Annotated in this window: 19 protein-coding genes and 1 tRNA gene; 16 read left to right on the top strand and 4 right to left on the bottom strand. The window is 36.7% G+C overall.

Annotated elements, in window-relative coordinates; all coding sequences use genetic code 11:
* Nucleotides 1-71 precede the first annotated feature (71 nt).
* The 11 genes from CRS_RS18520 (at nucleotide 72) to CRS_RS18470 (ending at nucleotide 12,702) form a co-directional block, all read left to right on the top strand.
* Complete coding sequence (locus CRS_RS18520) at nucleotides 72-935, top strand: MotA/TolQ/ExbB proton channel family protein (protein WP_002976280.1); 864 nt, start codon at nucleotides 72-74, stop codon at nucleotides 933-935.
* A 61-nt stretch (nucleotides 936-996) separates the two neighbouring features.
* Entirely contained in the window at nucleotides 997-1,605 is a 609-nt protein-coding gene (locus tag CRS_RS18515) for a biopolymer transporter ExbD (RefSeq protein WP_142725454.1), read from the top strand.
* Nucleotides 1,606-1,616: 11 nt separating this feature from the next.
* The gene (locus CRS_RS18510; protein WP_142725453.1) at nucleotides 1,617-2,186 is read left to right on the top strand and encodes a biopolymer transporter ExbD; all 570 of its coding nucleotides are present in this window, start codon (nucleotides 1,617-1,619) and stop codon (nucleotides 2,184-2,186) included.
* 29 nt (nucleotides 2,187-2,215) lie between these two features.
* Nucleotides 2,216-3,058 carry an energy transducer TonB gene (locus tag CRS_RS18505; protein ID WP_142725452.1) on the top strand — a complete coding sequence of 281 codons (843 nt, stop codon included), beginning with the start codon at nucleotides 2,216-2,218 and terminating at the stop codon, nucleotides 3,056-3,058.
* Between the two features lie 75 nt (nucleotides 3,059-3,133).
* The gene (locus CRS_RS18500) at nucleotides 3,134-3,331 is read left to right on the top strand and encodes a DUF308 domain-containing protein (RefSeq protein ID WP_172617109.1); all 198 of its coding nucleotides are present in this window, start codon (nucleotides 3,134-3,136) and stop codon (nucleotides 3,329-3,331) included.
* Nucleotides 3,321-4,193 (top strand): PstS family phosphate ABC transporter substrate-binding protein, encoded by an 873-nt coding sequence (locus CRS_RS18495; protein WP_142725451.1) that lies wholly within the window; start codon nucleotides 3,321-3,323, stop codon nucleotides 4,191-4,193. The genes CRS_RS18500 and CRS_RS18495 overlap by 11 nt, the downstream gene beginning before the upstream one ends.
* A gap of 91 nt (nucleotides 4,194-4,284) precedes the next feature.
* Nucleotides 4,285-5,937 carry a hypothetical protein gene (locus tag CRS_RS18490; RefSeq protein WP_142725450.1) on the top strand — a complete coding sequence of 551 codons (1,653 nt, stop codon included), beginning with the start codon at nucleotides 4,285-4,287 and terminating at the stop codon, nucleotides 5,935-5,937.
* 82 nt (nucleotides 5,938-6,019) lie between these two features.
* Nucleotides 6,020-6,739 (top strand): bacillithiol biosynthesis deacetylase BshB1, encoded by a 720-nt coding sequence (bshB1, locus tag CRS_RS18485; RefSeq protein WP_142725449.1) that lies wholly within the window; start codon nucleotides 6,020-6,022, stop codon nucleotides 6,737-6,739.
* A 37-nt stretch (nucleotides 6,740-6,776) separates the two neighbouring features.
* A tRNA-His gene (locus CRS_RS18480) sits at nucleotides 6,777-6,853 on the top strand.
* Nucleotides 6,854-7,188: 335 nt separating this feature from the next.
* Nucleotides 7,189-7,623, top strand: coding sequence for a hypothetical protein (locus CRS_RS18475; RefSeq protein ID WP_142725448.1), 435 nt, complete (start codon nucleotides 7,189-7,191; stop codon nucleotides 7,621-7,623).
* 30 nt (nucleotides 7,624-7,653) lie between these two features.
* Nucleotides 7,654-12,702 (top strand): DUF4132 domain-containing protein, encoded by a 5,049-nt coding sequence (locus tag CRS_RS18470; RefSeq protein ID WP_142725447.1) that lies wholly within the window; start codon nucleotides 7,654-7,656, stop codon nucleotides 12,700-12,702.
* Nucleotides 12,703-12,815: 113 nt separating this feature from the next.
* Here CRS_RS18470 and CRS_RS18465 read toward each other — a convergent pair whose 3' ends face one another.
* Together CRS_RS18465 and CRS_RS18460 are read right to left on the bottom strand one after the other, a co-directional pair.
* The gene (locus tag CRS_RS18465) at nucleotides 12,816-13,151 is read right to left on the bottom strand and encodes a DUF3276 family protein (RefSeq protein WP_002976288.1); all 336 of its coding nucleotides are present in this window, start codon (nucleotides 13,149-13,151) and stop codon (nucleotides 12,816-12,818) included.
* A gap of 99 nt (nucleotides 13,152-13,250) precedes the next feature.
* Nucleotides 13,251-14,912 (bottom strand): ABC transporter ATP-binding protein, encoded by a 1,662-nt coding sequence (locus CRS_RS18460; protein ID WP_142725446.1) that lies wholly within the window; start codon nucleotides 14,910-14,912, stop codon nucleotides 13,251-13,253.
* Between the two features lie 91 nt (nucleotides 14,913-15,003).
* Between CRS_RS18460 and CRS_RS18455 the strand changes: the two genes are divergently transcribed.
* From CRS_RS18455 to CRS_RS18435, 5 genes are all read left to right on the top strand, one after another.
* Entirely contained in the window at nucleotides 15,004-15,909 is a 906-nt protein-coding gene (locus CRS_RS18455; protein ID WP_002976290.1) for a transcription antitermination protein NusB, read from the top strand.
* A 1-nt stretch (nucleotide 15,910) separates the two neighbouring features.
* On the top strand, nucleotides 15,911-16,417 hold the full coding sequence (locus CRS_RS18450; protein ID WP_142725445.1) for a DUF1573 domain-containing protein: 507 nt from the start codon (nucleotides 15,911-15,913) through the stop codon (nucleotides 16,415-16,417).
* 10 nt (nucleotides 16,418-16,427) lie between these two features.
* Nucleotides 16,428-16,787 (top strand): preprotein translocase subunit YajC, encoded by a 360-nt coding sequence (gene yajC, locus CRS_RS18445; RefSeq protein ID WP_002976292.1) that lies wholly within the window; start codon nucleotides 16,428-16,430, stop codon nucleotides 16,785-16,787.
* Between the two features lie 167 nt (nucleotides 16,788-16,954).
* Nucleotides 16,955-17,689 carry an SDR family NAD(P)-dependent oxidoreductase gene (locus tag CRS_RS18440; protein WP_142725444.1) on the top strand — a complete coding sequence of 245 codons (735 nt, stop codon included), beginning with the start codon at nucleotides 16,955-16,957 and terminating at the stop codon, nucleotides 17,687-17,689.
* 273 nt (nucleotides 17,690-17,962) lie between these two features.
* The gene (locus CRS_RS18435; RefSeq protein ID WP_142725443.1) at nucleotides 17,963-18,808 is read left to right on the top strand and encodes a mechanosensitive ion channel family protein; all 846 of its coding nucleotides are present in this window, start codon (nucleotides 17,963-17,965) and stop codon (nucleotides 18,806-18,808) included.
* Between the two features lie 71 nt (nucleotides 18,809-18,879).
* On the opposite strand, the gene CRS_RS18430 is transcribed toward CRS_RS18435, so the two are convergent.
* Nucleotides 18,880-19,413 (bottom strand): hypothetical protein, encoded by a 534-nt coding sequence (locus tag CRS_RS18430; protein ID WP_142725442.1) that lies wholly within the window; start codon nucleotides 19,411-19,413, stop codon nucleotides 18,880-18,882.
* Between the two features lie 29 nt (nucleotides 19,414-19,442).
* A complete protein-coding gene (ligD, locus tag CRS_RS18425) occupies nucleotides 19,443-21,314 on the bottom strand; it encodes a DNA ligase D (RefSeq protein WP_142725441.1) in 1,872 nt (623 codons plus the stop codon).
* Nucleotides 21,315-21,329: the final 15 nt, after the last annotated feature.

Here is a 21,329-nt window from a genome sequence, read left to right as displayed (position 1 = left end):
CTTGCATTTTAATTAATTTTGCCTTTAATTTACACCCTGTAAAATTTTAAAACAATATAATTTAGTTAAATATGGAAATGAATGTTTCAAAAAATGATGAGCAAGTAGTTGCTAGAAAGGCAGGAGGTTTAAATCCAGCTGTTATTATTCCTATTCTATTTGCTATAGGAGTATGTATTTATTTATTTGTTCTTGGGAGCCCAGGAAACTTTAAAGATGCAGATAAACTAGGAAGTGGATCTGTAGCTTTTTCAAGTGTTGAAGGAAAAGACATTCACCCAGAATCGTTTTTAGGTATTATCTACAAAGGAGGGGTTATCGTACCAATCTTGATTACTTTCATGATTACTGTAATCGTTTTCTCTTTTGAAAGATATTTCGTTCTTGGTAAAGCAGCTGGAAAAGGAAACTTAGACAACTTTGTTGTTCAGGTAAGAAGCTTGCTAAACCAAAACAAAATCGACGAAGCTATCGAAGAGTGTGACAGACAACAAGGTTCTGTTGGTAACGTAGTAAAAGAAGGTCTTACTACTTATAAAGCACTTGCTCACGATACTACATTAAATAAAGAGCAGAAAATGGTAGCTCTTAACAAAGCTATCGAAGAAGCTACAACTCTTGAGATGCCAATGCTTGAGAAAAACATGATGATCCTTTCTACTTTAGGTACAGTTGCAACGTTAGTAGCACTACTTGGAACGGTAATCGGGATGATCAAGGCATTCTTTGCATTAGGTTCAGGAGGTGGTACTCCGGATGCTGCTGCTCTATCTACCGGTATCTCTGAAGCCTTGATCAACACGGCATTAGGTATTGGTACTTCAGCGATCGCTATTATCCTTTACAACTTCTTTACTTCTAAAATTGACGGATTAACTTACAAGATCGATGAGATCTCTATGAGTATCCAACAATCTTTCGCTGAATTCAACTAAGAATTAGCAAGATATTTGCATTAGCAATTAAAAGAAGTTTAATTAATAATATTTTATAATAATGGCGAGAGTCAAACCTAAAAGACATGGAGTAGTGACGGACATGACCGCAATGTGTGACGTTGCGTTCCTACTTCTTACGTTCTTTATCTTGACCACTCAGTTTAAAAAACCTGATGTGGAGCAGATTAAACCGCCATCTTCAATTTCGGAAAAACTGCTTCCTGATGCTAGTTTAATGACTATCAACGCTACTCCGGATGGGAAATTCTATTTCCAGCCAGTAGAAAACGCATCAGAAAGAGTTGCTCTTTTGGAAAAAATGGGACAAAAGTATGGAATTACTTTTGACAACAACCAAAAAGCTGCTTTCCAGAAAGTTCAGGCAATTGGAGTTCCAATGAACCAACTTAAAGGGTACTTGGACATGCCTGCAGATGAGCAGAAAAATTATAAGAGTCCTACAGGTATTCCTATGGACAGTACAAATAAACAGTTAGTTGACTGGGTAAAAGAAAGTTTGAGCGTTAACCCTGACTATAAGTTAGCAATTAAAGGTGACGTGACAACTCAGTACCCTAAAGTTAAAGGTCTATTTGAAGGTTTAAGAGATATTGATTTTCTTAAATTTTGGTTGATTACATCACAAGAAGGTAAACCTAACGAATAATATCGATAGAAATGGCAGAAGTACAAGTACAAGAGAAAGGCGGCAAGGGCGGCAAGGTCCGTTCCAAGAAGCAAAGTACCAGGGTCGATATGACTCCGATGGTGGACTTGGGTTTTCTATTGATTACCTTCTTTATGTTCACAACTACATTCAGTAAACCGAATGTTATGGATTTGGGTCTTCCGGCTAAACCTAAAAAAGATCAGCCGAAACCTCCTCCAACAGAAATTAAACTTTCTAACTCTATCTCTATACTATTAGGAAAAAATAACAGAGTTTTCTGGCACCAGCAGGATGCTACATCCCTGAATGACCAGACTCTTATGGAAACTACTCTTGATAGAGAGGGAATCAGAAAAGTAATTCAGCAGGCAAAATCTAGAGCTGCAGATCCGACTAAATTTACCGTGATCATTAAGCCGACTGACGATGCTGTATATAAGAACTTTGTTGATATTCTTGACGAAATGGCAATTACCAAAAGTGAGCAGTACGGAGTTACGGATGTGAAGCCTTGGGAGAAAGCTGTTTATGAGAAGAAAGTAGGAGGTGCTGCTGCACCGGCTGCTGCTACAAAGTAATTTAACCATAAAATTGTTATATCTAATCTATGGCAGATGAAAATGTATACGGTCAGAATCTTACTTTAGATGAGATCGTATTTGAAAATAGAAACAAGGAATATGGTGCCTATGATCTTAGACATCAGTATCCGAGACTTTTAACAAAGTCTTTTATCATCGGAACAGCTTTATTCCTTTTGGCAGCTTTGTCTCCGTTCATCTATCTTACGATTAAAAATCTTACAGCTCCGCCTAAACAGGAAGTGAAGGCAGATTTGGTAGATATTATCGAAGAAGATCCGATTATTGAGCAGCCTAAAGAAGAAGAACCACCTCCACCACCTCCACCTCCAAAAGAAGAGGAGAAAATTGAGGTAATTCAGAACGTGGTTCCTGAGCCTGTAAAAGCTCCGAAAATTGAAACTCCACCGCCACCAATCTCTAAACAGTTGGAAACTACAACTGGTTTACAGAATCAGGAGGGGGTAAAAGCTCCGGCTTATACGCCACCACCGCCACCACCATCTACAGGTACTAAAGCTAGTACAGTAGAAGTAAAAGCGAACAACCCTAACGAGATCTATAAAGATGTTGACCAATCTGCAGAATATCCTGGAGGTATGGGAGCATTGAGAAAGTTCTTGGGAGATAACTTCGATACATCTTTGATGGAAGGAGGTGAAGGAACGCTTAAAGCGAAGCTTAAGTTCGTTGTAGAAAAAGATGGAACTGTTTCGAATGTTACTATTGAAGAGAAATCTCCAAATGGCGACTTCAACAATGAAGCTATGCGTGTAGTTAAGAAACTTAAAAAATGGACTCCTGCGAAGAGAAACGGGGAGAGCGTTAGATCTTACTATAGCGTACCATTTACTATGAACTTTGAATAAGACTTATTTATTCAAAATATAAATAAAAAGAGAAGCATATGCTTCTCTTTTTATTTTTTTTGGTATTTTTGTTACATGATGTTCAATTGGTTATCCCTGGTTACGGGATTGTTTTATATCGTTTTAGGAATTGTAGTGATTGTCTACAAATTCTTCTTTACTATTTTGGAGCCGGCTGTTGCCTATGCATTAGGGGTGGTGCTGGTTATTTATGGTATTTTCAGAATTTACAGGGCAATCTCAAGAATTAAAAAATCGAGAAATGAAGAATAGTTTTAAGCTTGCAGTAGTTCTTGTTTTGGGCATGATGCTGGCAAGCTGCAAGAAGGATCAAAATACTCCTTCCTACCATAAGGGTGATCTTACAATTTTTACAGATGAGTCCTTTCAAAGCGTTACAGAAGCATTAGCGGAAGGCTATATGATCAACTATCCTGAAACACACATTAAAGTAGAAACCAAGAAAGAAGATTTAGGACTTCTTGATCTTTTGAAAGGAAGTGCTAAAGTGGTAGTAATGTCCAGAAATCTTAATCCTGAAGAAATAAAAACCTACGAGGAAAGAACAGATTTAAAGTTTCTTCCTGCTAAATTTGCTGCTGATGCAGTGGTTTTTGTTGTACCTAAAGATTCCCCAAAAGAAAGTATTTCAATAGAAGAAATCAGCAGCGGTCTGATGTCTGATAAAAAAGAATTTATTTTTGACGGAACCAACTCCAGTAATCTGAACTTTGTGGCTGAGAAACTAAAAAAACAGCCAAAAGACCTTAAATTTTCCATTATTCCGGGGAATCAGAAGATTATAGAGGAATTGGGAAAATATCCCGATAAAATAGGCGTTATTGGATTGAATACTTTCAGCCGTCCTTATGATAAAACTTCAGAAAAGCTCAGAGAAATGGTAAAAGTGCTTCCTGTGACAGATAAAGGAAAATCATACACTCCCGATTTTGATGGACTTCGTACAATGGAATATCCGTTTACCAGAGTACTTTATTTCCTGATTAACGAAGGTAACTTTAATATTGCCAATGGTTTTATAAGATTTTCATGTACCCATTTAGGACAGAAAATTGTACAGAAAGAAGGGCTGCAACCTTACAATCTTTATAAGAGAGAAGTTCAGATGCGTTAAAAAATATTAAATTCACAATTTATCCTTATTAAAAATTTTGATTTGGTCTGAAAGTTGTGTACAATAAAACTCAATTATTAGAAAATATAAAATGAAAGATATAATGAATATGAATGTAAAGAAGATTGCTTTTGGAGCAGCCGTGGTATTTTTTACCGGTTTTGCCTCTGCACAGACATTGCAGGATGGTATTAACAGTATAGACAGTGATAAATTTGCGCAGGCAAAAACAAATTTCACTGAAATGATCGCTAAAGAGCCTACAGCTGAAAACTACTTCTATTTGGGAAATACTTTCTTAAGACAAGGAGAGCCAGATTACGCAAAGGCAACTGAAAACTTTAACAAAGGATTAGCTGCTGACGGTAAAAGCTATTTGAATAAAATCGGTTTAGCTGCTGTTAAATTAGGTAAAGGTGATAAAAATGCTGTTGCTGAAATTCAGAAAGTAGTTACTGATTCAAAAGAAAAAGATGCTGAAGTTCTTTTCAGAGCAGCAGAAGCTTTAACTTTATTCGAGAAAAACAGTTCACCAGATCTAGCAATCCAGTTTTTGACTAAAGCTATTGAGAAAGCCGAGAAAAAAGGTGTTCCTGCACACTATTATTATACCTTAGGAGATGCTTACAGATTAAAGAGAATGCCTGGAGAGGCTATGTCTGCTTATGACAAAGCGTTACCTACTGCTAAAAATAAAGCTTCTGTTTATACAAGAATGGCAACTTTATGGATGGCTGCACAACAATGGCAGCAAGCTAAGCAAAACATTGATAAAGCTATTGGTGTAGATGCTACTTACGCTCCTGCATATAAAGCATTGGCTGGTTATGATATTAGATACCAACAGAATGCAAAAGCTACACAAGACCTTATCAATTATACAAAATATGCTGATGAAGATCCGTATACTCAGTTAGAAATTGCAAAATTATATTTCACAAACGAAGATTATGCAAACTCTAAAATGGTATTGGACAAGATTTTCGATAAAATTGATGATCCTATTAAGTTCAAATTAAGAGCTTATAACGCATATGCAGACAGAAACTATGCAGATGCTAAACAAAATATGGATACTTTCGTTTCTCAGGCTGAGAAGACAAGAGTATTGCCTGCTGACCAAGGTTTACAGGGACTTATTGCTGCCGGTTTAGCAAAAGATGAAAAAGATGCTGCTAAAAAATCTGCTCTAATGGCTGAAGCTCAGCAAAAAGTGGGTATTGCAAAAGCTGCTAAGGATGAAACCATGAAGTGGGATCTTGAATTGGCCAACATTGCAGGTGGTGGAGGTGCTTCTCAGGCAGAAGCTGACAAAGGACCTACTAACCCTACCATTGAAGCGTTGAAAAAGCAGGTTGCTGCTAATAGCCAGGATTCTGATGCATTATTCAAGTTGGCAACAGCTTATCAGGACGTAAAAAACTGGAACGGAGCAATCCTTACATGGCAGAAAATGTCTGCACTGCTTCCAGACTGGGCTCCGGCTTATTACAGCCAGGGGTATTCTTACCAGCAGGCTGGAAATAATGAGGCTGCAAAATTAGCTTATGAGAAATTTATCAGCACCGTAAAACCGGCTGATCAGGAAGCGAATAAGCAGACTCTTGCCTATGCTTACTTTGCGGTAGCTTATATGAGCAAAGATTCTGATATTGCTAAAGCTAAAGATTATGTAGCTAAATCTTTACAGTTAGATCCGACTTATCAGGATGCTGTAAAATTAAATGCAGAAATCAATAAGTAATTTAAAATTTAAATTATAGATATAAAAACTTCCCATTCGTAATGTTTGGGAAGTTTTTATTTTAAATCCTATCTTTGAATTTATGAAAACTGATATACTTGCTTTTGGTGCACATCCGGACGATGTAGAACTTGGGTGTGGCGGAACTATTGCCAAAATGGTTTCTGAAGGAAAAAAATGTGTTGTTGTTGATCTTACAAGAGGCGAGCTCGGAACAAGAGGTACAGACGAAACCAGAAAAACAGAAGCGGCAGATGCTGCAAAAATATTAGGGCTTTCGGCAAGAGAGAATCTGGGGATGAAAGATGGTTTTTTGGTAAATTCTGAAGAATACCAGATGAGGATTGTAAAAATGATCCGCAAATACAGGCCAGAAATCGTCTTGGCTAATGCTATTGATGATAGGCATCCGGATCATGCAAAAGGAGCGAAATTAGTATCAGATGCGTGCTTTTTGTCCGGGCTGAGGAAAATTGAAACAGTATTGGAAGGAGAAACTCAGGAAGTGTGGAGACCGAAGCATGTTTTTCATTACATCCAATGGAAAAATATCCAGCCGGAGTTTGTTATTGATATTTCTGAATTTCTTGACAAAAAGATCGATGCATGTATGGCCTATAAAACCCAGTTTTATGATCCAACATCTAAAGAACCTGAGACTCCGATTACAACAAAAGACTTTTATGAAAGCTTAACGTACCGGGCACAGGATTTAGGGCGATTATCGGGAGTCACTTATGCTGAGGGATTTACGTCAGAAAAATTAATTTCTTTGAAAAATTTTGACGGAATTGTTTGGTAGTTGAGGAAAATGTCCTATATTTGCACTCAGAAAAACGGTGATTGTAGCTCAGTTGGTTAGAGCGTCGGATTGTGGTTCCGAAGGTCGTGGGTTCGAGACCCATCATTCACCCCAAATTAGCACATTTTCTATTGAAAATGTGCTTTTTTATTTTATATCAAAAGAATCCCAATATATTCAAATAGTACTTTTTGACATCTTATTTTTTTATACCAGTTTAGGAAAAAGTATATTATCGCGGCAGGCATCTGCATAATTCGTATGAAAAATAGATACTTTTATTTTCAACTTCCTCAACAATAGGTTGCGTGAATGATAATTACACAACCCTGTACTTAAACTTCTGTTTCTTTTTCAAATTTTGTTTTCTTGATTTTCGTCATAAACTCTCAGGTTGATACAATAGCAGCTGGAAATTTTATTATCTTTAGTCCACACTAAGTTCAAATATGGAAATAAAGGTCACAGTAAAGCAATTGGGAAAAAAGCATCCTGTTCTTTCGGAACAAAAAATTGAAATTGCATACGACGGAAATCAAATCTCACTTGAAAATCTATTAAAATTAATTGTTCAGCAGCAGGTAGAAGTATTTAATGATAAATCCTTTGAGCTGGAAGAAGACGATTACTCCAAAATTCCTCATGAAAGCTATCTTAATATTCTTACAGATACAGGAAAAATAGGTTTTGAAAGCATTTATAATCTCAAAAAAGCAGACTTGCAAAAAGCGCAGGAAAATGCTGTTCAGGCATTTGAAGATGGAATATTCGCCGTATTTTATCATGATGAACAGCTTGAAAATCTTAATCAGAGTATAGATCTCAGTCTGGGGCATTCATTCACCTTTATCAGGCTTACATTTCTTGCAGGAAGTTACTGGTAATTAATCATATGATATAACATAATACAGCACATGGAAATCACAAAAAAATTAGAATCGAAAAAACTGGCTAAAAATTATCACGAAAAACTAAGGAAAGACTTATTGGAGCGCGCGGAAAAAGGAACTTCATCGGATATTTTTCCTGATAAACCCATCATTAAAAAAGAAGTTGCTGAGCTTGGAATTCTCTTCAAAGGTAAAACCAACTATTTTCAGGCAATGACACTGGGGTCAAAGGAATCTTTACAATTTCAGGAATTAATCAAACCTGATATCTGGGAAAATAAGGCGTATTACAATCTTTTGATATATTTCTTTGGTGAAAATGCAGCATTGGTAAAATACGCATGGGACAGAATGCCTTATAAAATGTACCAGACAGGTTATTATCGCCGCTCTTTCCGGGCTCCTCACAATCAAAAATACATTCAGATCAATCAGGTCAATCTGATAAGAGAGCTGTTACAGCTTCCTCACACATATTCCTATGATGAAGGAGATCATTATTTTGATCTTACACTGGAAGAGCAGATTATATATGATCATGCATTGACGAATAACTCAAGTCAGTTTTACATTTGGTCGGCTGCAATTGATACCGGAAATACGTCTGTTTACCAATTGATTGAGGACATTATTTTCAACAAACATCCTGAGGGTAAAGTTTCAAGAAATATCATAAAAGCCCTTTTAAACAGTGAACAGAAGCGCTGTTGGGAGCTGGTGGAAAAACTTTTACTGGCAGCCCAGAGACAGGAAGGCTTAAGGCAGACTATCCTGGAGGCTCTGGATGAAACAAGTGTGGGTGCTTTAGAATATATGATTAATGTTATCATTGAGCATAAACTAACCCGCTTTTCCTCTGTTGTACGTTCTATAGATACATGGACAGGTCTCGGTTGGGACGCTGAAAAAGAAACCGTTGTTAAAAATATTATTTCACTGGCTCAAACTTACTTCAAAAATCCGGAGCTGATTCCTGGTGCTGTGAAAAGTAAGAATAATAATGAAGCCTATATGGCACTTTGGGTTCAGTCAGTATGGGATGTAGAAAAAACAACACCTTATCTTCACGAACTTTTTGATAATGGAAACATAGAAAAAAAGTGTCTGGCAATAAAATTTGCTGTAGAGACTCATGATCCTTATATCCAGATGCCTCTGTACTATAAAGCTGTGACCAATGGTGATGTGCAGGTTTTGGCTTTTGCAGCCAGTTCAATGTCAGGGCTGCTCAGCGTCAATACAGAATCAAAGTTTTTTATCAACAATCCCGATTATCCTGCGTTCTTTGAAAAGCTGCATACCCTTACGCAGCAAATAGAGATCAAAGAGAAGAAATTTGAGGGGAAAATATTCTCATGGCTTAATGCTACTTTCAGAAAAAGTGATCTTTATGCATCCATGTTCTATCTGGTAGGAGAGGATCATGAAAAGCTGGACATTGTACTTTCATATTTTGATCAGTTTGATCTTTCATTGCGTGAGCTTTTAACGAGAAATATATTGGGTGAATTCTACTGTTACTCTCTTTCATATGGACTCACGAAGAAAAGTAAAAAAGTTACGGCGTTTCAAAAAGAATTTGCCTTTAAGATTATCAGAGACAGAGGAGAATCTTTGATTGCTTCAGGAATTAATGTATTGCTGCAAAATCCTTTAAGCAAAAAAGAGATTATGACTTTCTTCGAGATGTTTAAAAGAAAAGGAGGAACACTCCGCAAAAAACTTATAGAGCTTGTTGTAGAACAGGATGACGAAGTAATAATCCCGTTGGTAAATGAGCTTCTTGCAAAAGGAGATGTAGAACAGAGAACCGCATCGCTTGACATCATGATTCAGCTTCAAAAATCTAAAAGAGCAGTAGCTCAGATGAGCCGATGGGTGCAAGAGTACAGCGAGAGATCAAAAATATCGGAAAGAGAACAGAGCTTACTTGAGCAGCTTAATCCTTCTTCAGATAAAAAAATCCTTTCTCCGGAAAATGGATTTGGATTTTATAATCCTGTAGAAATATCAGAATATGCTTTGCCAAAGGTTGAAAAAGACTCAATATATGCACAGGCAACTGAAAAAGACCGATATGGATTCACACAATCTGTTGATCATATCAAAGAACACCTTAAAAAGCTCAATGATTTATATCTGCAAAACAGAAACTATGAGTACGAATCCGAAAACTGGGATGGCGCTGTAACTACAGTTTTATTGGGGAATGAATTCCGCCAGATCAAAAGAAATACCGAAGGTTTTACTCTGGAACAGCTCGCCGCCAACTACCCACTGCATGAAGTATGGAAGCAATGGTATATAGAATCAGGATTACAGCCGAGAGATTTGTTTTTAATAACATTTGCTGAAAACTGTGACCGGAAAAAGTTCAGAGATTTTTTACAGGATTATGTCTTTTATCATAAGGAAATACTGCCTAATCCTATGAAAGGAGGCTATTACTGGAATAATCCCATCAATTTTATTCTCCATTCTTTACAGCATACATTTGTGTTTAAAGAAAAAACAGACTTCCTGATAGATGCCTGCAGTACCTTGTTTGCTAATCTTCCGGAAGATATTGTCAACTATAAAGGAAAAGATGAAAATGAACATTATTACAGCTATAACAGAGGGAATGGCTGGCAGGAATTAGGTTTTTTCAATGTATTTTTAATGGCAGTCCCATTAAGAAATCTCAAAGATGAGCAATATATCAAGCTATGGAATTTATACCGTTGGATGCAATATAACGGTTTGGAAGAAAACAGAAAGTTTGCCGTTCCTCCATTTTATTTATTTTGCAAAGCCTATGAATTAAAAGCTATCACTAAAGAGGAACTTTACGAGGGAATTCTCACTGCAGATTCGGCAATCAGAGACCTTACAGCAATAAAATTTCATCCGAATAATGAAAAATATACCGAGCTATTTCCTTTTCTGAAGCCTATGATTGATGAGATTCAGAATAAATTCCTTGATGTAGAGCTGGTTCGTGGCGATGCCAATACTCCGGTTTCCCATTTTGTACAGCAGTTTCAAGCCATTTATGGAACCCATAGATTCATTCAGATTTTAAAAGGTCTTGGTAAATCAGGGCTGTATGCTAATTATATATACAGCTATGGAAATGAAAATATGACCAGGCAAAAGTTATTTTCCATGCTTATCTCCAATAGTTATCCTTTAGCAACTGACACCCAGGAATCATTCAATGAAATGGTAAAGAAGGAGAAGATTACTGAGCTCCGCCTGATACAGGCTGCTGTCTATGCACCGCAATGGCAGAAAATGATCAGTACTTATCTGGGGTGGAAAGGACTGGACTCTGCAATATGGTGGATGCATGCCCATACCAAAACAAGCGCCTACGAAGCTCAGAATGCAAAACTGGAAAGTGAGGTTGCTAAATATTCTTCGGTAGATGTTCAGGAATTTAAAGACGGGGCTGTAGATAAAGATTGGTTTACCAAGGCCTATAAAGAATTAGGCAAAAACCGCTGGGAAATGTTGTATGAATCCGCAAAATATATTTCTGACGGCAACGGACACCGTAGGGCAAGACTTTATTCTGATACGCTGACCGGAAGTTTAAAAATAAAAGAAGTAACAGCAAAAGTAAAAGAGAAGAGAGATCAGGATTACCTGCGTGTCTATGGGCTGGTGCCTTTGAGCAAGGCAAATCCTGAAAAAGATGTATTGAGCCGGTATGAATATATCCAGCAGTTTAAAAAAGAAAGTAAGGAGTTTGGGTCAATGAAGCAGGCAAGTGAGGCTTTGGCCATTAGGGTGGCATTGGAAAATCTTGCCCGAAATGCAGGATATCCAGATCCGGTAAGACTTACCTGGGCTATGGAAACCAAACAGATTCAGGGACTGTTATCCAGGGAAATGCAGGTGACAATTGATGGAGTTACAGTAGGACTGATTATAGAAGATAGCGGAAAAGCAGAACTTGTAGTCTTCAGAGATCATAAACAGCTGAAATCTATTCCCCCAAAAATCAAAAAGGATAAGGCGGTCATTGAATTAGGAAATTACCGCAAGATTATGCGTGAGCAATGGAACCGTTCGAGAAAGGGACTGGAAGAAGCGATGATAAGAGGAGATCAGTTTCTTTTGAAGGAAATGACAACCCTTTTTGAACATCCTGTTATTGTAAAGCATCTTCAGAAGCTGGTATTTATTTCCAATGATCATACAATAGGATTTTTTCATGATGGGAAGCTTGTGAATGCTCATGGGGAAATTCAGGAACTCAATGATGAACATACGTTACGCATTGCACATTGTGTGGATTTACACCAATCTTCAGTATGGGCAGATTATCAGCATTATTGCTTTAAAGAAAAACTTGTTCAGCCGTTTAAACAAATTTTCCGTGAATTATATATTCCTACGTCGGACGAATTGAAGGAGAAATCCATATCGCGCCGCTATGCCGGACATCAGATTCAGCCTAAGCAAACTTTAGCATTGCTTAAAACAAGAGGATGGAAGGTAGATTATGAAGAAGGACTTCAGAAGGTATATCACAAAGAAGGCTTCCAGGTTAAGCTGTATGCATTGGCTGACTGGTTTTCACCTGCTGACATAGAAAGTCCTACCCTCGAAACAATAGAATTCCATTCCTTAAAGGACTATAAAAATATTCCTTTTGAAGATATTGATCCGAGGTTATTCTCAGAGGTGATGCGTGATATAGACCTTGTAGTATCTGTTGCCCATGTAGGGGGAGTGGATCCAGAGGCCAGTCATTCATCCATTGAGATGAGGGCAGTACTGATGAAAGAGACTGCCAGATTATTTAAACTCGAAAATATTAGGATTGAAGGTTCCCATGTTCTGGTAAAAGGTAGGATGGCAGAATATAGTGTGCATTTAGGAAGTGCTGTAGTCCACCAGGTTCCGGGCAAGTATCTGTCGATTCTTCCTGTGCATTCACAGCAGAGAGGAAGATTATTCCTTCCTTTTGCCGATGATGATCCAAAGTCGGCAGAAGTACTGTCCAAAGTATTATTACTGGCAAAAGATAATGAAATACAGGATCCCGCTATATTATCACAGATCAAACGTGAATATGTGTAAATAAACAGAAAAAGGTGCACTTTCAATAGTGTACCTTTTTTCTTTTATAATAAGTCTGCTATGCATAAAAAAAGCATCTTTTTCAGATGCTTGTGTTTTTAGATATTCTTTTTTTAAACCTCGTCGTCAGAATCTATTGTGTAAGATCTGCTCTTGAAGTCTTTGTCATGTTTTTCTGAAATTACATCCTCACCCTTTTCATTAATGATGAAATCTGTGGACTCATTAAACATCTCCTGGAAACTCTTAAAATCTTCCTTGTAAAGGTAAATTTTATGCTTCTCGAATGTAGCTTCCCCATTCTCTCCGAAATTCTTCTTACTCTCAGTGATGGTAAGATAATAATCTCCTGCTTTCGTCTCGCGCACATCAAAGAAATAAGTTCTTCTCCCTGCTTTTAACACCTTCGTGAAAATCTCATTTTCATGGCGTTCCTTGTATTCACTCATTGTTAGATATTTTTTAATCTTGTTAAGAACAAATATAAAAGAATTCTTTTAATCACAAAATTTTTTTTATGATTTATTTAACAATTGAGAACGAAATGGCTATGCGGTTACAGAATTGGTAATTTCAGTCAGGTTAATAATTTGGTGAGCTTTTTGGGCGCTAGACTCTCTGTGTGTGATAATTATAGAAGTCGCGTTGCTTATTTTCCGGTCAATATTTTCCAGAATATTCTGCTCTGTTTCGGTGTCTAAAGCAGACAGGGAATCGTCAAAAATAATGATATTAGGATCTTTAATTAAGGCTCTGGCGATGCAAATCCTTTGTTTCTGACCTCCCGAAAGCATAACCCCCCGTTCACCCACAAGTGTTTTATATTGGTCTTTAAACTCTACAATATTTTTATGAACATCTGCAATATTGGCATACTCTACCACTTTCTCGTGAGATGGATTATCAATGGCAAAGCCAATATTGTTTTCAATAGAATCGGAAAATAAATAGCTCTCCTGCGGTATGTACCCGATAAAATTTCTGTAGTTGGTCAGATTATGGTCTTTCAGGTTTTTACCGTCAATCAGAATCTCTCCTTCGCTAGGATCAATTAATCTGCATAAAAGCAATGCGATTGTCGACTTTCCGCTCCCGGTTTTACCCATAATTGCTAAAGATTCCCCTGCTTTTACTTTAAAGCTTAAGTTATCAAGGGCTTTGATTCCCGTATTCGGATATACATAAGAAACGTTCCTGAACTCAATATCTCCTTTAATAGGATAATTTTCAAAATTAGTATTGATGATCTCGGATTTTTTATCCATAAATTCATTGATTCTCTGCATAGATGCCTCAGCCCTCTGATTTACGGAAGTAACCCACCCTACCATGGAGAATGGGAAAATAAGAGTGTTGATATACATAAAGAAATCAGCAATTTTACCAATGCTTAATTCTCCGGCAATGTATTTTGTACCACCTATCAAGATAACGGCAACGTTCAGCAATCCGATGACAAAAAGAATAATGGTGAAGAAATATGCTTCTGTTTTGGCAAGATCCAAAGCCTTGTTCTGATAATCAGTAACTTTGATTCCGTAATTTTTTTCAATATATTTTTCTCTTGCAAAGAACTTTACGACACGGATTCCGGAAAAGCTGTCCTGAACAAAAGTGGAAATTGCAGACTGGCTTTTCTGCATGATCTTCGACTTTTTATTAATGATCGAACTTACTTTGTAAATCGCATAAGATAAAATCGGAAGTGGCAGTAAAGTCCACATCGTCATGGAGGCATCTGTCTTTACCATGTAAATTGCCGTGATCAGCACAAGAACGATCAGGTTGGCTACATACATCACTCCCGGCCCCAGATACATTCTTACAGCAACAACATCTTCACTCAGTCTGTTCATTAAGTCTCCGATGGTGGTCTGCTTATAATCTGTTAACGACAGATCCTGATAATGTCTGTAAATTTTATTTTTAAGCTCGTATTCTATCCTTCGGGAAGCAACAATAATGGTCTGTCTCATCATAAAGGTGAAGAATCCGGTAAGAAGAGAACATCCTACAATAATCCCAACATAAATTAAAACCTGCTGATTGAAGCCAAGATTACCACTTTTTGTAAGCTCATCAACGGATTTCCCTACAAACTGAACCTTATATATATTAAAGAAATTACTGGCAATGATAAATAGTACCCCCCAAAACAATAGTATTTTGTGTTTCCAAAAATAAGGGTTTAAGGTTTTTAGCGCTTTCATATAGTTTGACAAAATTACAAAAATGTCATCACACTACGAATTTCATCAATTTTAAATTTTGTATCTTTGCACCCATAAAAAAGCTCTTTGAATGTTAGGAAGACGACAAATCCGTGAAAAAGTAGTACAGACCGTGTATTCATACTACCAGAATCCTGTAAAATTTGATGTTTTAGAGAAAAACATGTTTGCCGGGATAGAGAAAATCTATTATCTGTACATCTACCAGCTCAATTTTTTGGTAGCTCTGAAAGAATTGGCAGAACATCAGATCGAAATTGGTAAGAATAAGTTTCTTAAGACTGATGCTGATATCAATCCTAACCAAAAATTCATCAACAACCAGGTATTGCTTAAACTGGAAGAGAATCCTGAAAGATTATTTTTTACAGGCCAGCATAAGCAGTTGAAATGGGATATGCATGATGATTTATTGGTCAAAACTTTCCAAAGAATTACTGCAGGGAAACGTTATCAGGATTTCATGAAAGAAGAAGGATACTCCTTTGAAGAAGATCAGAAATTTATCGGTAAATTATTTTTAAGATATATCGCTGAAAATGAGGATTTTCATGATTATCTGGGGGATAAGGAACTTTCATGGTATGATGATATCCACATTGCCAACTCAATGGTGCAGAAGACTATTGGTTTCCTGAGAGAGGATGAAGAAAGCAGAACTTTAATCAAAATGATTAAAGATGAGGATGATAAAACTTTTGCTGCAAAACTGTTGAAAGATACACTGAACAACTGGGAAAACAACGAGAAGAAACTGGAAGAAAGACTTGAAAACTGGGATCTGGAAAGAGTTTCTTTAATGGATAAAGTAATTTTGTCTACGGCGATTGCTGAACTTGATAACTTTGCTTTCACGCCTTCAAGAGTCATCATTAATGAATATATTGAAATTGCAAAAGTATTTGCTACAGACCGTTCCAATATTTTCATCAATGGTATTTTAGATAAATATTGTAAAGATCAAAATAGAATATAAAATGAAAAAGACGTTATCAATTATCGCCTTGTCAATTATAGGCTTTGGGTTAGTTTCATGTAAAAAAGAAAACAAGGAAACTCAAGGTACTGAAACTGCAACTACTGATTCTGCAGCTGTTGCGGCTCCTCTAACTACTGATTCTGCAGCAGCACCTGTAACAGGTGAAGCAGCGGCTCCGGTTTCTAACGAACCATCTACATCTGTTGCTTTATCTGAAAACAGCTTTGATTTCGGAAAAATCAAAAAAGGAGATAAAGTAGAGCACGTATATGAAATTACCAATACCGGGAAAAACCCCTTGATTATTTCTGAAGTGAAGCCAGGTTGCGGATGTACAGCTCCGGACTTTACAAAAGAACCGATTATGCCTGGTAAAAAAGGTAAAGTGACATTGCATTTTGATTCTTCAAGCTTTGACGGAAATGTTCAGAAATATGCTGATGTTTTTGCAAACGTAGAAAAATCTCCAATCAGATTAACGTTCACTGCGAACATTCAACCTTAACAATTAAGATATGCTGACATTATTTTTACAGGCACAGCCACAAGGATCTTCATCAATGATGCTGATCATGATGGGTGTGATGTTTGTAGGGTTTTACTTCCTGATGATAAGACCTCAGATGAGAAAACAGAAGCAGGAAAAGAATTTTCAGGAAAACCTTAAAGTAGGAACAAGAGTAGTCCTTACATCAGGTCTTCATGGAAGAATTGCTCAGGTGCAGGATGACGGTTTTGTCATTGAAACTTTATCCGGAAAGCTGAAATTCGAAAAAGCTGCGGTTTCAAGAGAAATGACTGAAGCTCGTTTTGGAGCAAAATCTGCGGATAAAGCAGACGATAAAAAAGAAACAGCCACTGAAGAAAAGAAATAATTCAGTCTGAAGATATTTTGCTGCGGCGGGTGAACAAAGTTCACCCGCCGCAGCTTTTTTTGTATAAGGTTTGATCTCATAAATCATATTTTCTTGGTGGCCTTTTGTGCCTATTTGTGGAATCAATTAATAGGATTAGTGTTTAATAAAAAAATTATCTTTGTTCTATGAGTCAAAACACAAACAAAACAGTTCTTATACTTGGTGCTAATTCAGATGTTGCTAAACAATGCATAAAACAATACCTTGAAAAAGGATTTTCAGTGATTGCTGCTTCCAGAAATACTACCTCACTGGAAAATTTTATCAGCTCAAATAATCTGGATCAGTCAAGAGTTTCTGTTCTGTATTTTGATGCTGCAGATTTTGATTCTCATCAGAAATTCTATTCTGATCTTGCAGTAAAACCTCATATTGTGGTGTATGCAGCAGGCTTTTTAGTTGATAATCAAAAAGCTTTAGCAGACTTTAAGGGCGCCAGACAAATGATGGAGGTCAATTATATGGGTGGAGTGTCCATTCTGAGTATTATTGCAATGGATAACAGTAATAAGAATCTGGAAAGAATTATTGGACTTTCTTCATTATCCGGAGTAAGAGGAAGAAAGAGTAATTTTGTCTATGGAAGCACAAAAGCCGCATTTACGCAGTTCCTGGCCGGACTAAGACAGGAACTGGCTGCCCGTAAAATCATTGTAAATGCTTTGGTCATCGGTTATATCAGAACCAAAATCAATGAAGGGCTGGAGTTGAATGAATCATTGATTATGGAGCCTGATTATGTGGCAAAATTTATTGTCAATGCAGGAAACTCTTTTACCATTGTTCCAAACTTTAAATGGAAACTTATTTACCATATTCTTAGGCTTTTACCAGAAAGTCTGGCAGCAAAATTACCTTAAGCGATATTGGATTGATTGTGGTTTTCTTTGAAGTTGCCACACTTCGGTACCGTTTTTGTAATTCTATGACCCGAAAATTATTTCTTCCTGCAAGATTCAATTTCTGAATAATTATTGAGTAAAGCTGAACATTCCGTTCTGCTTCCAATCTATTTTAAGAATCAATAGGATTTACTTTTGCTTAAGTAGGGAAAGGTAAAACTCTTATATAGTCTTGTAAAAGATGTCAATAGTTTATTGATATACATTATAAAACACATACGCAATACAAAAATGAACGATTTAGAACTGAACAAGATTCAACAGCATTGGGATACATTAATCTCTTCAGCCATTTCATGGGCACCTAGAGTTTTTACTGCAATTATTTCTGCATTATTGATCTACCTTATTGGATCATGGATGATCAGAATGATTAAAAAGCTGATTGAAAAAGCTTTCAAAAAACGAAATATGGAAGATTCTCTTCAGCATTTTCTTTTAAATATAATCAATTGGGGACTGAATATTCTGTTGTTCATTGTTGTTGTAACGCAGCTGGGAGTACAGACTTCTGCATTTGTTGCCATGATTGGTGCTGCCGGTTTGGCTGTAGGTTTGGCGTTACAGGGATCCCTGACGAATTTTGCCGGTGGAATTTTAATTTTATTATTAAAGCCTTTTAAGATCGGAGATTTCATTTCTACCAGTTCCGGAGTTTCAGGAACGGTACAGGCAATCGATATTTTTCATACAAAACTGATTACACCACAAAATCAGCTGATTGTTATTCCTAACGGAGTAGTGTCAAATAATAGCATTACCAATTTTACTCAGCTGGGAACAAGGAGAACATCATTGGATATCGGAGTTGCCTATGATGCGGATTTAAAACAGACCAAGGAAATTCTGATGCAAGTCATTAAAAAGAATCAATATGCGCTCTCAACTCCTGCGCCACAGGTAATGGTAACAGAACTTGGAGAAAGTGCTGTCAATTTATCCGTAAGAGTGAGTACTTCCACAGAAAATTTCTGGTTGATGAACGAAGAATTGATTATTGATTGTAAAGAAGCTCTCGATAAAGCAGGAATCGGAATTCCTTTTCCGCAAAGAGATGTACATATTTACAATAAGTAATTCATTGATATAAAAAACACCTGTATTGTTTAATGCAGGTGTTTTTTTATTCTTTACAATTCAAATGGAAATTATTTACCTTTTGGTCTTGCTTTACTTTTTAAAAAATCAAGAATTTCCTCATATTGATTGGTTTCTTCTTTACTGACAAGGTAAGTGAAGACTGAACCTAATTCAATATGGATGAATATGATTTTATTCGAAACTTCATAGGTGACTTTTTTCCAGATACTTCTTACATCAAACTGTTCACTTTTGATAAGAATGCTGTCTTCATCAAAATATAATTCTGTTATAGCATGGTAACCTTTCAACTCATCAATATGTTTATCTAGTTTAATGGAATAATTAGCCTTCTGATAAAAAAAGTAGATAACATAGAAAATGCAGATTACCCCGGAAAATATAAATGCAAATCGTAAAAAATCATACCTGCTTTTATTACCGATAAGACTATCAAAAACAAAAAGAGCAAGAAGAGTGTAACATAAATTTCTAAAAATAGTGGGGAGTTTCTTTTTCCATGAATAATAAAAATATTTCCACAATTGGTTACGTACAATATTTTCATTAAAAGTTACCGGAACATTCAATGTGTTTTCCATGATTATAATTTCCAGCAAAAGTATATAAATTATTCAATATTCTGCAGCAACTCCAAAGCTTTTATCATATCAATTCCCTTACCCAAGACTGGTTTGAACAAATCGCCTTTTTCTTTGATTCTGTCCAGAGCATTATTAATATTAAAATCTGCAGGTTTCAGCCCAGGTTTCAGTTCATCCCAATCCAAAGGCATAGAGACTGAGGCTCCCTGCTTGGGTCTTAAGCTGTAGGCGCTTGCCAGAGTTTGACCTGTTCTGTTCTGCAGATAATCGAGATAGATTTTTTGGGTATCTCTTTTCTGAAGACTTCGTTCTAAAGTAGTGAGTTTAGGAAGTCTTTCATTCACCTGTTTCATCAGGATATGAGCGAAGTCTTTTACCTGGTCAAAATCATATTTACCACCCATCGGAATATAAATATGAATACCGGTGCTTCCGGAAGTTTTACAGTAGCCTTTTATTTTGATAGCTTGTAAAACTTCATTCACCTGAAGAGCAGTTTCAATGACATCATCAAATGTATTCTTCTTTGATGGATCAAGATCCAAAACAAGATAATCAGGATGTTCAAGGTCAGGAAGTGAACTGTTCCATGGATTCATATCAATACATCCTAAATTATTCAGATAGGCCAAACTTGCTTTATCATTACAGTAAATATAATCAATGTATTTGTCATTCGATTCAGAATATACCTGCGTGGTTTTTATCCAATCCGGTATGGTGTCCCCTGCATCCTTCTGATAGAATCCCTGTTTCTCAATTCCGTTCGGAAAACGGTTCAGAGAAAGAGGACGGTTCTTTAGATAAGGTAAAATATAAGTCGCCACAGACTGGTAATAGTCAATAACATCTCCCTTCGTAATATCTTCTTTAGGAAAATAGATCTTGTCCTGATTGGTCAGTTTAACTTTATGCTTATCTAATGTGATCTCCTTTTCTTTTTCAGAATTTTCAGTTTTTTTAGATGATGTTTTTGTCTTCATTTCTTTAGGTTTTTCGGTGAAGGATGATTCCTTAATATCTTCTGGTCCTTTATCCTCTCTGACGGTTATAAAAACAGGATGTCTGAATATTCCGTCCCGGGTAATCTCAGAATATTTGATTTCGCATACCAGTTCCGGCTTGATCCAGGTTACAGGCATATTGGTTTTAGGGGTTTTTTCGAAAGGGGAGGATTGTACAATTAATTTCTCAAGTCTTTGATAAAGCTCTTTCAAAGACGTTTTATTAAATCCTGTACCTGTATGGCCGCAATACGTAAGCTTTTGATTAATATATCTCCCCAGTATCAATGCCCCGAAACTTTCACGGGATCCTCTCGGTTCTGTAAAACCACAAATAATTACTTCTTCAGTATTTGAAAATTTTATTTTAAGCCAGTCACTGGTTCTGTGGTTTTCAATATATAAACTGTCCGCCCGCTTTGCAATCATACCTTCCAGCTGCATTTTTTTCATCTGTGCAAAAAACTCAATCCCTTTTTCAGGAATATGGTCACAATATTTAATCGTATCAGTTTCAATTAAAGCTTCTTTTAAAAGTTCCTTTCGCTGAATGAGCGGAAGTTCTTCAGTAGAATGACCGTTCAGCCAGAGGAGGTCAAAAACCTGGTAAACAAGGGCTGCTGCGGGGTTGTCTCCGATTTGTTGTAAAAGTTGAAAATCGGGCTTTCCCTGTTCGTCATAGGCGACAACTTCGCCATCCAGAATCATTTGATATTTCTGCTTATCAAAATCCTGGCTGATTTTATTGAATTTTGATAAAAATGGAATTCCGTTCCGGGAATAGAATAGTGGAGCTTCATGAGTGAGATCTGCAATAGCTCTGTAGCCGTCCCATTTTATTTCGAAGATCCAGTCTTTATCATTGAAGGCTTCGTCCGAAAGTTTGGCCAGCATCGGTTTGATATAAGC

It is taken from the genome of Chryseobacterium sp. ON_d1 (assembly GCF_006829085.1).
GTDB lineage: Bacteria > Bacteroidota > Bacteroidia > Flavobacteriales > Weeksellaceae > Chryseobacterium.
The sequence above is the reverse complement of the archived record's forward strand: the minus strand, read 5'-3'. Positions and strand labels throughout refer to the sequence as shown.